This window comes from Megasphaera intestinihominis (assembly GCF_040096415.1).
Lineage (GTDB): Bacteria > Bacillota > Negativicutes > Veillonellales > Megasphaeraceae > Megasphaera > Megasphaera intestinihominis.
Genome location: NZ_JBBMEU010000004.1, coordinates 24,614 through 37,810, shown reverse-complemented (window position 1 = coordinate 37,810; position 13,197 = coordinate 24,614). Strand labels below are relative to the sequence as shown.

The following is a 13,197-nucleotide window of genomic DNA, read 5'->3' as shown; positions in this document are numbered from 1 at the left end:
ATGGCGCAAAAGACGGGTTATTTAGCGGAAAAATTAAAACTCTTCCATCTATCGGATAAGCGGCAGTGGACCTGCCCCTATCATTACCACGACTTCGACAAGATCACCCTCTTTTTCCGGGGCCACGTATCGTATGACGTCGAAGGGACGGCCTATGACTTGCAGCCTTTCGACATCGTCGTCATCCCGGCCGGCCGCATCCACCGCCCTATCATCTATGGCGATGATGTCTACGAACGCATCATCGCTTATATTTCCCCGGCTTATCTGCAAGGCTATGAACGCCGCGGCTGCCCGGCCGGCCAGATATTCACGGCGCCCAAGGCTCCCGTCCTGCGCCAGCCCCAGGAAGCGGACAACTTGTACAATGTATCGTGCCGCCTGCGCCGGGCCTGGTCGGACACGGGACCGGAAAGCCCGCTCTTACAGGAAACGCTGTTTACGGAGTTCATGATCCACCTGACCCGGGCCCTGCAGAAAGACAAGCTCCGTATCGTCCAAAAGGGCCATCAGAACGAGAAGATACGCCGCATCCTGGCTTACATCGAAGCCAACCTGAGCGGCGACCTGTCCATTCCCAGCCTGGCCGCCGCCTTTTTCATGAGCCCGGACTACTTGATGCACCTCTTCAAGGCCGAAACGGGCATGACCGCCGCCCGCTACATTACGACGAAACGGCTGCAAAAAGCCCGCCACCTCATGCAGGAGGGGCGGGCTTTGACGGAAATCTGCTATGACTGCGGATTCACGACGTATTCAACATTCTACAGGGCCTGGAAAAACCACTATCACACGTCACCGAAAGAAGGCATCCGCGCCTTCCCCGATACTTTCGACGAATAATCAGCGGTTCCGGTTGTAATTGATGAGGCAGCCGGCTTTGACGATTTTCTTTTCATCGTCCGTCATGGGCGCGATATACAGCGACAATTCACGCAGGTCCTTGCCGACGACATAGGCCTTGATGGCTTTCATGTCGCCGTCGAGGGCTTTTTTGACGTCCGGCACGTAGATGTAATCACCGATTTCAAAGTCCGGTTGGCCTTCCATCTGGAAAGGCAGCATGCCCCAGTTGATGACATTGGAACGATAGCGCTTGGTCGCGTATTCCTGGCAGATATTGGCCAGGCCGCCGAGGACGCGCTGGCAGCTGGCAGCCTGTTCGCGGGCCGAGCCGTCGCCGGGCTTGATGCAGTAGATCATGCTGCCGATTTCCACGTCTTTCATGGAAACGTCGCCAAAGTGAGCGCGCAGGACGGCAAAGACGTCTTTCAGAGCCGGGTCGACGCCAGCCGGGCAGTCGCCGGCCAGGCGGGCCCGTTCGACTTTGTCTACGGCTTTGGCCCGGCCTACGTATTCCGGATCGCGGCGGGACAAGGTGAATTCAGCCAGGCCCAGGGGATTGGAGCGGTACGACGACGTTTCGCCAGACGGGATGAGTTCGTCTGTCGTCGTGACCGGGTCCATGATCTTCGAGCAGACCTTGAGCAAAACCGAATCGGCCAGAGGTTCCATATCCGGCCAATCCTTGATGTTCGGACCATAGACCAGGGAAGCGCCTTCGTCGGCCTGGCCGAAGCCCTGATAGACGCGGGTAGCGTAGGGCTGGTCGTCGTAATCATAGGGCGTTTCGACATAGTCGTCCATATAGCCTTCGGCCGACGTCAGGACGCCGCCGTTGGCTGCTGTCGCAGCGATGGAACGGGCATCCATGAGGGCTACCGAAGCGAACTGGCCATTGCCCGGCTTCGAGCCTTCGCGGTTCGGGAAGTTACGCGTCGTATGGCGGATGCTGAAGGCGTTGTTGGCCGGCGTGTCACCGGCACCGAAGCAGGGACCGCAGAAAGCCGTCTTGAAGATGGCGCCCGCTTCCAGGAGCGATGCCACGGCGCCCTTGCGGACCAGGTCGAGATAGACCGGCTGCGACGACGGATAGACGTCGAGGGTGAAGTTGCCGTTGCCGCAGGAAGCCTGCTTGAGTATATGGGCAGCGGCCATGACGTTGCCGTAGTTGCCGCCAGCACAGCCGGCGATGACGCCCTGCTGGACCTGGAGCTTGCCGTTTTTGATTTTATCGGTCAGGCTGTATTTCAAATCCTTGTTGCTCATGCGGCCGTTGATGGCTTCTTCCGTTTCATGGAGGATATCTTCCAGGTTGGCATTGAGTTCATCAATGGTAAAGGCGTTGCTGGGATGCATGGGCATGGCAATCATCGGCTTGATGGTGCTCAGGTCGATGTAGATTATGCCGTCGTAATAGGCCACATCGGCGGGATTCAATTCTTTATAAGCATCGCCGCGGCCATGCTGGGTCAAATAGGCCTTGGTGTCGTCATCGGTCCGCCATACCGACGACAGGCACGTCGTTTCCGTCGTCATGACGTCGACGCTGTTGCGGTAGTCCGTCGTCATGGAAGCGACGCCGGGGCCGACGAATTCCATGACCTTGTTCTTGACGTAGCCGTTCTTGAAGACGGCACCGACGATGGCGATGGCAATGTCATGCGGGCCGACGGCCGGACTCGGCTTGCCCGTCAGGTAGACGCCGACGACGCCGGGATAGGCGATATCATAAGTATCGCACAAGAGCTGTTTGACCAGTTCGCCGCCGCCTTCGCCGACGGCCATAGTCCCTAAGGCACCATAGCGGGTATGACTGTCAGAGCCGATGATCATGCGGCCGCAGCCGGCCATCTTTTCACGCATGTACTGATGGATGACGGCGACGTGGGGCGGTACGAAGATGCCGCCGTATTTCTTGGCTGCCGACAAGCCGAAGACGTGGTCGTCTTCATTGATGGTGCCGCCGACGGCGCAGAGCGAATTATGACAGTTCGTCAGCACGTAGGGAAGGGGGAATTTTTCCATTCCCGATGCCTTAGCCGTCTGGATGATGCCGACAAAGGTAATGTCATGGGAAGCCATGGCGTCGAACTTGATTTTCAAGTGTTCCATGGAACCCGACGTATTATGATTTTTTAAGATAGAATAGGCGATGGTCCCTTTCCGCCCTTCTTCCTTAGAAACGGTCCTGCCTGTGAGCTGTCTGAGTTTGGCCGCATCCTGTTCCGGCACGATGTCCGTCCCGTTGACGAGATATGCGCCTCCATCATATAACTGAATCATTCCAAGCCCTCCTTTGTCACCGCCAGCCTGGGCGATGGCTTTTCTCATCGTGAAAATATCGCAATTCAATTTCACAATATAAAATTTTAAGCATTTCAATAAATATTATATCATAATTAAAACGGCCGTGGCTACCCTTAAAACGTTTTACACTTTACGCGATTTTTATTTTACTTTCTCCATAATTATGCTATAATAACTTATACTTTGCAGGAATATACTAGAAATTATTCCCAAAATAAAATTTATGAATATTCGCGTATAACCGATACTTTATAAGTTATTCTCCCATATTCATACTTGCAGGAAAGAGAGGAATCACATTGGACAAAAATATTTACTTAGCCCAGTTTTACGGCAAGTCACAAAACTACACACAGATTCCCCGCGAATGGTTCTCCAAGTACGGCGTAAAGCGCGGCCTGCGCAATGAAGACCACACTGGCGTCCTCGTCGGCCTGACCCGCATTGCCGATGTCGTCGGCTACCAGCGTGACGAAAAAGGCCAAAAAGTCGATTGCGACGGCGTCTTGTACTATCGCGGCATCGACATTCGCGAGCTGGCCAAAGTCGAAAATTATCAAGGTTACTTATATGAAGAAGCCAGCTTTCTCCTCCTCTTCGGCTACTTGCCGACAGAAGATGAACTGAATGCCTTCTGCAAGGTCTTACAAAACGGCTACGATCTGCCCGATGATTTTCTGGAAATGAACCTCCTGCGTCTGCCCGGCAAGAACTTGATGAACAAATTGCAGCACGCCCTGCTGACGCTCTACAATTACGACCCCGACCCGGACAATACCGACGTCTACCAGACCCTGCGCAAGGGCCTGAACATCATGAGCAAGCTGCCGTCCATCGCCGTCTATGCCTATATGTCCAAGGTCCATTATTATAACCGTAAGAGCCTGGTCATCCACTATCCCCGCAAGGACTATTCGACGGCAGAGAATATCCTGTCCATGCTGCGGCCGGACAGCAAATTCACGCCCAAAGAAGCCCAGCTCCTGGACCTGCTCTTATTCCTCCATGCCGACCACGGCGGCGGCACGAACTCGACGTTCACCAATATCGTCGTCTCGTCGACGGATACGGACATCTATTCCAGCATGGCCAGCTCCGTCGGCGCCCTCAAGGGCCCGCGCCACGGCGGTGCCAATATCCGCGTATCCCTGATGATGGAACAGGTCATCGACGCCATCGGCATCAAGGCTACGGATGAACAGATTGTCGACGTCATCCACCAGATTCTCAACAAGAAATTCAAAGGCTGTCACGACGGCCTGGTCTATGGTTTCGGCCACGCCGTCTACACCCTGTCGGATCCGCGCGCTGAAATCATGCGCCACTACTGCGGTATCCTGGCCAAGGAAAAGGGCATGACCGACGTCTTCCGCTTCTACAACCGCTTTGAAAAGCTGGCCATGAAGACCTTGAAAGAAGAAAAGGGTGTCAACATGTGCAGCAACGTCGATTATTACAGCGGCTTCGCCTACAACATGCTGGGCATCCCGCGCGACCTCTACACGCCGCTCTTCGTCATCAGCCGTATGGTCGGCTGGCTGGCCCACAACATCGAACACAAACTGTACGACAACCGCATCGTCCGTCCGGCAGCCAAGTATGTCGGCGATTTGATGGACTATATTCCCAGAAAGGACAGATAGATCATGAAGACAATCACTGTATTCAAAGGCGATGGCATCGGCCCGGAAATCACCGACGCTGTCCTGCAGATTCTCGACGCTGCCAAAGCGCCCCTTTCCTATGAAATTTTCAACGTCGGCGCTGCCGAATATGAACGCCACGGCGCCCTCATCCCGGACGACGCATTCGCTTCTTTTGAAAAGACCCATCTCCTGCTGAAATCGCCGATCACTACGCCTATCGGCAAGGGCTTCCGGTCCCTCAACGTCACGTTGCGCAACAAATACGACCTCTATGCCAATATCCGTCCGGCCAAATCGAATACGGCCGTCAAGACGCCTTTCCCCAACGTCGATATCGTTACTTTCCGGGAAAACACAGAAGATTTGTACATCGGCGTCGAATACAAGATGAATGAAGATACGGTCCACGCCATCAAGCTCATCACCCGCAAGGCCAGTGAACGCATCATCCGGGCCGCTTTCGACTACGCCGTAGCCCATGGCCGCAAAAAAGTCACCTGCGTCCACAAAGCCAACATCCTCAAGATGAGCGACGGCTTGTTCCTAGATATTTTCCACACCATCGCCAAGGACTACCCGCAGATTGAAAGTGACGACAAAATCGTCGACAACACGTGCATGCAGATGGTCATGCGGCCGGAACAGTTCGACATCATCGTCACGCCCAACCTCTACGGCGACATCCTGTCCGACCTGACCAGTGGCCTCATCGGCGGCCTGGGCCTGCTGCCTTCCATGAATGTCGGCGACGACTACGCCATGTTCGAAGCCGTCCACGGCAGTGCTCCGGATATCGCCGGCAAACACATCGCTAACCCGACAGCCCTCTTGTGGTCAGCCTGCATGCTCCTGGAATACATCGGCGAAACGGCCATTGCCGCCAAGATCCGCAAAGCCGTCGATGAAGTCCTGGCTGAAAAGCATCACCTCACACCGGACCTGGGCGGCAGTGCCACGACGGAAGAATACCGCGACGCCGTCATTGCCAAGCTGTAAGATAAAAGGAGGCATTCCATGAAGATCACCGTCTTAGGCTGCGGCCGCTGGGGCAGTTTCCACGCCTGGTACGCCGACCACATCGGCCATGACGTCACCTTATGGGGCCGTCCCGGTTCCCAGCACTTGCAGGAACTTATGGACACCCGCCAGAATGAATACCTGCGCCTGCCCGATTCTGTGAACCTGACTTCGGACCTGACGGCAGCTCTGGCAGCAGCCGATATCTGCATCATCTCCATCAGCGCCCAACAGCTGCGCAGCTTCACGCATCAGCTGAAAGAAGCCGGCTTCGCCCCGTCCCTGCCCTTCGTCCTGGCCATGAAGGGTCTGGAAGAAGGAAGTGGCAAGCGATTGACGACGGTCATGGCAGAAGAACTGGGACCGTCCGTACGCACGGCCGTCTGGGTCGGGCCCGGCCACGTCCAGGATTTCATCAGCGGTATGCCGAACTGCATGGTCATCGCCTCGGCTGACGAAGACCTGACCCACTTCTTAGTCGATACCTTCACGAGTCCCCTCATCCGTTTCTACTACGGCCAGGACCTGTTGGGCATCGAAATCGGCGCGGCCGCCAAGAACGTCATGGGCATCGCTGCCGGTATGCTCGACGGCGCTCATCTGACCAGCCTGAAAGGAGCCCTCATGGCCCGCGGCGCCCACGAACTATCGGTCCTTGTCGCCGCCATGGGCGGACAGGCCATGACCGTCTACGGCCTGAGCCACCTCGGCGATTACGAAGCGACCCTCTTTTCCCTGCACAGCAATAACCGCCGCTTCGGCCAGGACTTCATCGAAGGAAAGCCCTTCAAAAAACTGGCCGAAGGCGTCAGCACGACAGAGGCACTCCTCGACCTGTCTGGAAAATACAGCGTAGAACTGCCCATTACCGCAGCCGTCCACGCCATCATAAAAGAAAAAAAGGACCCCCACGAGGTCCTGAAAAATCTATTTCTCCGTTCCACTAAATGTGAATGATAAACTTGACGTAATTTAGCGAAAAGGATACAATAGACATGAAAAAGGTGCTGTCCGTAACGGGTCAGCCCCAAATAGCACTAAAGAATAATCGCCTTACTGCTTGGAGATGCAAAGGCGATTATTTTTTATTTAAAACCGCAAATAAGACAATCAGAAGTAACAATGTAATATTCAGATTATCCATGGGCCTCACCCCATTTCTGGGGCTTAAGTAACCGCCTATTGTTCGTGACAACACCTGATGATATTATACGAAATAAAAAATAACCTGTCAAAAAATGCTAATGACAGGTTATTTTTTTATTTCCCTTGTTCAATCTGTTTGATTTCTTCCTGTGAGGCAGCCGTCAGGTCGCCCCGTTCGAACTGTTTATTATGGGGCATGTCGAGAATGAAGCGGTCGGCTTTGTTGAAAATGACACGGCCTTCTTCCAGGTCCAGGTCAAAGACGTGTCCGCCTTTTTTCCGGTCTGCCGAAATGAAGTGGGAATGCCAGCCCGACGTATTGACGCCGCTCAGATAGTCCGGGATGTAGATGCCGATGAGGCTGCCGTCGATATCTTCAAAAGTGAAGCGGCGTTCATCTTTTTCCAGGACCTTGGCAAAGGGCAGATAGGGCTCCTGCTGTTCCAGCTCGGTCCGGGCCGATACGCTGCGGAAATGGCCGTCGATGCGGACGATGTAGACATCATTGATGCCCAGTTCCCTGACCTGCTCGGTCAGGATATCCTTCAGGGCTTCAATCGACGGCTGGCGCTTCAATATGACGGGAACCTGTTCCCGCAGCCACGTCACCGTGGCAAAGGGCGTCGTATCGCTCGTGGCCGCTTCCACAGCCGATCCATCGCCTAAGACGCGGTAAGCATGGCCGTCGATGACGATGAGTTCACCGCCTACGGCGTGAAACGTCCCCAGCCCCGTGTCGCCATGGGTCAGCAGCGTTTCCATATCGGTACTGCCGTAATAATTGCCGCGGGCCAGGGCCTGCAGCGTAGACACCTGGTAAATTGCCTGGCGTTCTCCCATTTCCATACAAACTTCCTTTCTCAAAGACCTAATCATTTATCGGCACCTTTATCCGCTTTTTCATCGGCATCCGGTGTATCTCTGCGGGTCACCAGTATCTTATCGACCCGCAGGTTGTCCATATCCATGACTTCAAAAGTGAAATTTTCCCACTCGTACGTATCGGTTTCCCGCGGGATACGGCCGACACCATAGGTGATGAGGCCGCCCAGGGTCTTATACAAATCTTCGTCTTCGTCGGGCAAATCGTCTTCGATGTCGAAGAAATCCTTGAACTCTTCGATGGTCAGCAGGCCTTCCATGAGCCATTCATTAGGGCCGCGCTGAATGATGCGGTTCGCTTCTTCCTTCTTCTCTTCTTCACCGGCCGGCATGATACCGACCAGTTCTTCCAGGATATCATGCAGGGTCAGGATGCCGCTGAAATTGCCGTATTCATCGAGGACAGCGACTTCATGGACGCTATGTTCGCGGAAGACGTGGACGACTTTCATGATGTCCATCGATTCGGGAATATAAATCGGCTTGTGGACGCTTTCTTCGACGATGGCCGTCAAAGAAACATTCTTGCCCTGGTGGACAGCTGCATAGTATTTCTGAAAAACTTCACTGACAGAAATCATGCCGATGAAATCGTCCAGCGATCCCCGGCCGACGGGCAGGGTATTGTGGTTGAAGGCTACCAGTTCCTGCATCATCGTTTCTTCCGGGTCTTCAACGTCGATCCAGTCGACCTGGGTCCGGTTGGTCATGATATCGCCGACGTCCATATCGGCCAGGCGAAAGACGCGGTCTACCAGTTCCGGTTCTTCTTTTTCAAAAGCTCCCAGTTCGACGCCCTGTTCCAGGAGCAGCTTGATTTCATCTTCTGTAACGGGCAGGACTTCCGGTTTATTGACGCCCATGATTTTCGTAACCATCGCCGTCGACCAGGACAAAATCCATACGACCGGTGTACAGAGAATGGAAAAATAGAGCATCGGCCGGGCCAGGAGACAGGAGATTTTTTCCGGTTTGTCGATGGCGATGCGCTTGGGCACGATTTCACCGAGGATAATCGTCAAGTAGGTAATGAAGGCGACGATGCCCGTCAGGCTGATCGTATAGGCATAGGCTTCCAAGCCAGGAATTTGGGCTACATACTTCGACAAAGGGCTGGCCATGGTGGTCCCGCCGTAAACACCGGTGAGCAGGCTGACCAGGGTAATGCCGAACTGGACCATGGAAAACATCTTATTCGGATTTTCACGAAGTTTCAGGACAATAGCGGCTGACTTGCTGCCTTCATCGGCCAGGGCTTCCAGCCGGGATTGATGACAGCTGACGATGGCCATTTCCAAAAGGGAAAAGATGCCGTTGCCAAAAATCAGCAAAATGATGACGAGAAATTGTTTTCCTAGGGAAAACTCCACAATAGATACACACTCCTTTTAAATGGTTACCACCAAGGGCCGACGCCAATACCGATACCACCGCCGTGGTGGTGCCAGCCGCCGCCCCAGCCGATGCCGATGCCTACGCCGACACTAGGGCCACTATGGGACGGTTCACTCGTATGGCGGTCGGCTTCATCGACAATGGTAATCGACTTGGTCACAGTGCGCACAGTGTCACCGATCTTGATGTCGATGACCAAGTCGGTCTTGCCGGCTTGCATGGGATGAATATTCATTTTTTCCGTAATATCGGCGACTTTCGTATTCAAACTCGTCGCTTTGACGTCATAGGGTACCATCCCCGGTACATGGACGCGGATGATGCCGTAGCTGCCCAGGGGGATCTTCTTCGGATAGACGACGACTTCAACCTTATCCATCAGCTTTTCTGCATTGCCATAAATCAGGGCCGCATCGTCGCCGGCCTGCAGTTTCCAGGCGCAGCTTTCATCCTTGGCGACGAAATAATTGCCTATGAGGACGTGGGATACCGTATCATAGGCCTTGACGTGATAAAAGTAATCGCCGACGACATTCTTGTCGACGCGGAAATAGTAGCTGCCAACGAGGCCTGTCGTCTGAGACGGCAGATTTTGCAAAAGTCCCGTCACTTTATCATAGGCACTCCCTTTGAGGATATAAAAATCGTCCAGGTTCTTGACGTTGACCGTCGGGTCGGTCAGGACGATAGCCGCTGCCGGCTCCACCTTGGCGGGCTCATCGGCAGCAAAGGCTGTCAGACTCGATACGCTGATACAAAGGGCTCCTAAGAGAATCTGCCACTTTTTCATCAAAAATCCCTCCCCCTGGTTGCCATAGGCAACTTATTTTTTCAATAGAGAAATATTTTCGAGCCGTTCCATCGCCTTTTCCAAGGTTTCATCGCGGACGGCGAATTGCAGCCGCGCCAGGTGATGGACCGGTTCGATGAAGAACGTCGAAGCCGGCACTAAGGCGACGCCGACTTTTTCTGCCAGGTCCCGACAGAACGCTTCGTCGTCATCATAACCATAACCGCCGATATCGACGAGCATATAGAAGGCCCCTTGCGGCACATTATGGCCGATGCCGATGTCATCGAGGCGCTTCATGACGAAATCCCGCTTGCGCGTATACATGGCCCGCAGGTCATCATAATAGTCCCGGCCGAAGCGCAGACCCGTCACGGCCGCTTCCTGCAGCGGGCTGGGCGCACTGATGGTCAGGTAGACGTGGAGTTTCTTGATGGCATCCGTCAGAGCCGGCGAGGCGAAAATATAGCCCAGGCGCCAGCCCGTGATGGAATACGTCTTGGACAGGGAACCGCAGCAGAGCGTCCGTTCATACATGCCGGGCAGGGTAGAAAAATACGTATACTGCGTCGGTTCATAGATGATGTGTTCATAGACCTCATCGACGACGACGAAGGCGTCGTACTTTTCGACCAGCTTGGCAATGGTCATCAGCTCTTCCCGGGAAAATACCTTGCCGCACGGATTGGACGGATTGCAGAGGAAAATCGCTTTCGGATGCTGCTTGAAAGCCGCTTCCAATTCATCGGCATCAAAGGTATAGTCCGGTTCGCGGAGCGATACGTAGACAGGTTCTGCCCCGCAGAGCAGGGCGTCTGTACTGTAGGCTTCATAAAAAGGCGAAAAGAGGATGACTTTATCGCCAGGGTCGACGAGGGTCATCATGGCCGCCATGAGGGCTTCCGTCCCGCCGCAGGTGACGACGACTTCCCGTTCAGGGTCGATGGTCTGGCCCGTGAACATGCGGCGGCAGTCGGCCATGGCCTGGCGCAGATTGGCTGCGCCATTATCCATGCTGTATTGGTGCGGTCCGGCCTGAGCCACTTCGCTGAGGCGGTCGCGCATGGCCTGGGGCGGCGGAAAGTCCGGGAAGCCTTCGGCCAGATTGATGGCGCCGCAGGCTTCGGCCACTTTCGACATGCGGGCGATGACGGAATCAGTGAATAAGTCTATCTTTCGGGAAATGTCCGGCATAGGCCCTCCTCTTACAAGTCCAGATTGCGGACTTTCTTGGCATTTTCTTCAATGAATTTGCGACGCGGTTCGACTTTGTCGCCCATGAGGACCGAGAAAATGCGGTCCGCTTCGGCGGCGTCTTCCAATTCGACTTTGAGCATGGTCCGGTTTTCCGGGTCCATCGTCGTTTCCCAGAGCTGTTCCGGGTTCATTTCGCCCAGGCCTTTATAGCGCTGGACGACGACGTTGTTGCTGTCACGGCCCAGTTCATCGAGTTTGGCCTGCATCGATTCGTCGGTATAGAAGTACCAGACCTGTTTGCCCTTGCGCACCTGATAGAGCGGCGGCTGGGCGATATAGACGTGGCCGTCTGTGATGAGGGGCTTCATGAAGCGGTAGAAGAAGGTCAGGAGCAGCGTCCGGATATGGGCGCCGTCGACGTCGGCATCGGTCATGATGATGATCTTGTCATAGCGGCGTTTGCTCAAATCGAATTCCTGGCCGATGCCCGTGCCGAAGGCAGTGATCATGGAACGGATTTCATCATTGGCCAGGATCTTGTCGAGGCGGGCCTTTTCGACGTTGATGATCTTGCCGCGCAAGGGCAGGATAGCCTGGAAACGGCGGTCACGGCCCTGCTTGGCGCTGCCGCCTGCCGAATCCCCTTCGACCAGGTAGATTTCCGTCTGGTCCGGATTCTTTTCCGAGCAGTCCGCCAGTTTCCCAGGCAGGCTGCTGATTTCCAGGGCGTTCTTGCGGCGCGTCAGCTCGCGGGCGCGCCGGGCGGCCTGGCGGGCACGGGACGCAGAAATGGTCTTATTGATGATGGCCTTGGCTTCAGATGGATGTTCTTCAAAGAATTCTTTCAGCCCGTCGGAAACGATGTTGTCGACGATGCCCTTGACTTCGCTGTTGCCCAGTTTGGTCTTGGTCTGGCCTTCGAACTGCGGTTCCCGGACTTTGACGCTGATGACCGCCGTCAAGCCTTCGCGGACGTCTTCGCCGGACAAGTTGTCTTCGTTCTCTTTGATGATGCCGGCACTGCGGCCATAATCGTTGATCGTACGCGTCAGGCCGGAACGGAAGCCGCTCAGATGCGTGCCCCCTTCTTCAGTGAAGATATCGTTGACGAAAGTCAGGATATTTTCACTGTAGCCGTCGTTATACTGCATGGCAATGTCGACGATGACCTTGTTCTTTTCGCCGTCGACGTTGATGACCGTCGGATTGACGGCCTGATGGCTTTCGTTGAGGAATTCGACGAACGACGTCAAGCCGCCTTCATAACAGTAGACTTCGCTCTTGCCTTCACCGCGCTTATCGGTCAGGGTGATGTGCAGGCCTTTATTGAGGAAAGCCAGTTCGCGCAGGCGCGTCTTCAAGGTATTGAAGTCATAGACCGTGTCCGGGAAGATTTCATGGTCCGGTTTGAAAGAAACTTTCGTCCCCGTTTCTTCTCCCGCTTCCAGAGGGCGTACCTTCCGGAGCGGCTGATCGGTCACGCCGCGGGTAAAGGAGATGTCCCATAAATAACCATCCCGTTTGACCTGGACCTTCGTCCAGACGCTGAGGGCGTTGACGACGGAAATGCCGACGCCGTGGAGGCCGCCGGAAATGGGATAGCCGTCGCCGCCGAATTTCCCACCTGCATGGAGGACCGTCAGGACGACTTCGACAGCAGGCTTGCCGATCTTATGCATGGCTACAGGGATACCGCGGCCATTATCGACGACAGTGATGCTGTTGTCTTCCTGGATGGTTACTTCGATGTGCGTACAATAGCCGGCCAGAGCTTCATCGATACTGTTATCGACGACTTCGTAGACCAGATGATGAAGGCCCCGTGTCGATGTACTGCCGATGTACATCCCAGGCCGTTTGCGGACGGCTTCCAGTCCTTCCAATACTTGAATCTGTTCGGCACCATATCTAGCTTTGTCTTTCGACATAGAGATTCTCAACTCCTGTTTCTTGCAATTTTAATGATTCATTTAG

10 protein-coding genes are annotated in these 13,197 nt (G+C 54.6%); 4 read left to right on the top strand and 6 right to left on the bottom strand.

Going from position 1 to position 13,197, the window contains the following annotated elements; all coding sequences use genetic code 11:
- Nucleotides 1-843 (top strand): AraC family transcriptional regulator, encoded by an 843-nt coding sequence (locus WMO23_RS01420; protein WP_292107926.1) that lies wholly within the window; start codon nt 1-3, stop codon nt 841-843.
- On the opposite strand, the gene WMO23_RS01415 is transcribed toward WMO23_RS01420, so the two are convergent.
- Nucleotides 844-3,126, bottom strand: a complete 2,283-nt coding sequence (locus tag WMO23_RS01415; protein WP_292281630.1) for a hydratase — start codon at nt 3,124-3,126, stop codon at nt 844-846.
- A 323-nt stretch (nt 3,127-3,449) separates the two neighbouring features.
- Between WMO23_RS01415 and WMO23_RS01410 the strand changes: the two genes are divergently transcribed.
- From WMO23_RS01410 to WMO23_RS01400, 3 genes are read left to right on the top strand one after another with little or no spacing between them, the layout of a single operon-like run.
- Nucleotides 3,450-4,793 carry a citrate synthase gene (locus tag WMO23_RS01410; protein WP_020309831.1) on the top strand — a complete coding sequence of 448 codons (1,344 nt, stop codon included), beginning with the start codon at nt 3,450-3,452 and terminating at the stop codon, nt 4,791-4,793.
- Between the two features lie 3 nt (nt 4,794-4,796).
- Nucleotides 4,797-5,792 (top strand): isocitrate/isopropylmalate dehydrogenase family protein, encoded by a 996-nt coding sequence (locus WMO23_RS01405; RefSeq protein ID WP_292108405.1) that lies wholly within the window; start codon nt 4,797-4,799, stop codon nt 5,790-5,792.
- An 18-nt stretch (nt 5,793-5,810) separates the two neighbouring features.
- Nucleotides 5,811-6,770, top strand: coding sequence for an NAD(P)H-dependent glycerol-3-phosphate dehydrogenase (locus WMO23_RS01400; protein WP_292108404.1), 960 nt, complete (start codon nt 5,811-5,813; stop codon nt 6,768-6,770).
- 303 nt (nt 6,771-7,073) lie between these two features.
- Here the strand turns inward: WMO23_RS01400 and budA are convergent, their stop codons facing one another.
- The 5 genes from budA to gyrB are packed head-to-tail and all read right to left on the bottom strand — an operon-like array spanning nt 7,074 to nt 13,151.
- On the bottom strand, nt 7,074-7,805 hold the full coding sequence (gene budA / locus WMO23_RS01395) for an acetolactate decarboxylase (protein WP_020310256.1): 732 nt from the start codon (nt 7,803-7,805) through the stop codon (nt 7,074-7,076).
- Nucleotides 7,806-7,831: 26 nt separating this feature from the next.
- Nucleotides 7,832-9,211: a hemolysin family protein gene (locus WMO23_RS01390; protein ID WP_349173090.1), complete on the bottom strand. Its 1,380-nt coding sequence runs from the start codon at nt 9,209-9,211 to the stop codon at nt 7,832-7,834.
- A 26-nt stretch (nt 9,212-9,237) separates the two neighbouring features.
- Nucleotides 9,238-10,026 carry a hypothetical protein gene (locus WMO23_RS01385; RefSeq protein ID WP_349173088.1) on the bottom strand — a complete coding sequence of 263 codons (789 nt, stop codon included), beginning with the start codon at nt 10,024-10,026 and terminating at the stop codon, nt 9,238-9,240.
- A 33-nt stretch (nt 10,027-10,059) separates the two neighbouring features.
- Nucleotides 10,060-11,220: a pyridoxal phosphate-dependent aminotransferase gene (locus WMO23_RS01380; protein WP_349173086.1), complete on the bottom strand. Its 1,161-nt coding sequence runs from the start codon at nt 11,218-11,220 to the stop codon at nt 10,060-10,062.
- Between the two features lie 11 nt (nt 11,221-11,231).
- Nucleotides 11,232-13,151 carry a DNA topoisomerase (ATP-hydrolyzing) subunit B gene (gyrB, locus tag WMO23_RS01375; protein ID WP_292260550.1) on the bottom strand — a complete coding sequence of 640 codons (1,920 nt, stop codon included), beginning with the start codon at nt 13,149-13,151 and terminating at the stop codon, nt 11,232-11,234.
- Between the last annotated feature and the right edge of the window lie 46 nt (nt 13,152-13,197).

Bases quoted from the DNA above. Each gene is read 5' to 3' on its own strand.
- WMO23_RS01385 (WP_349173088.1), bottom strand. From the start codon at position 10,026: ATGAAAAAGTGGCAGATTCTCTTAGGAGCCCTTTGTATCAGCGTATCG.
- gyrB (WP_292260550.1), bottom strand. From the start codon at position 13,151: ATGTCGAAAGACAAAGCTAGATATGGTGCCGAACAGATTCAAGTATTG.
- WMO23_RS01380 (WP_349173086.1), bottom strand. From the start codon at position 11,220: ATGCCGGACATTTCCCGAAAGATAGACTTATTCACTGATTCCGTCATC.
- WMO23_RS01405 (WP_292108405.1), top strand. From the start codon at position 4,797: ATGAAGACAATCACTGTATTCAAAGGCGATGGCATCGGCCCGGAAATC.
- WMO23_RS01420 (WP_292107926.1), top strand. From the start codon at position 1: ATGGCGCAAAAGACGGGTTATTTAGCGGAAAAATTAAAACTCTTCCAT.
- WMO23_RS01400 (WP_292108404.1), top strand. From the start codon at position 5,811: ATGAAGATCACCGTCTTAGGCTGCGGCCGCTGGGGCAGTTTCCACGCC.
- budA (WP_020310256.1), bottom strand. From the start codon at position 7,805: ATGGAAATGGGAGAACGCCAGGCAATTTACCAGGTGTCTACGCTGCAG.
- WMO23_RS01415 (WP_292281630.1), bottom strand. From the start codon at position 3,126: ATGATTCAGTTATATGATGGAGGCGCATATCTCGTCAACGGGACGGAC.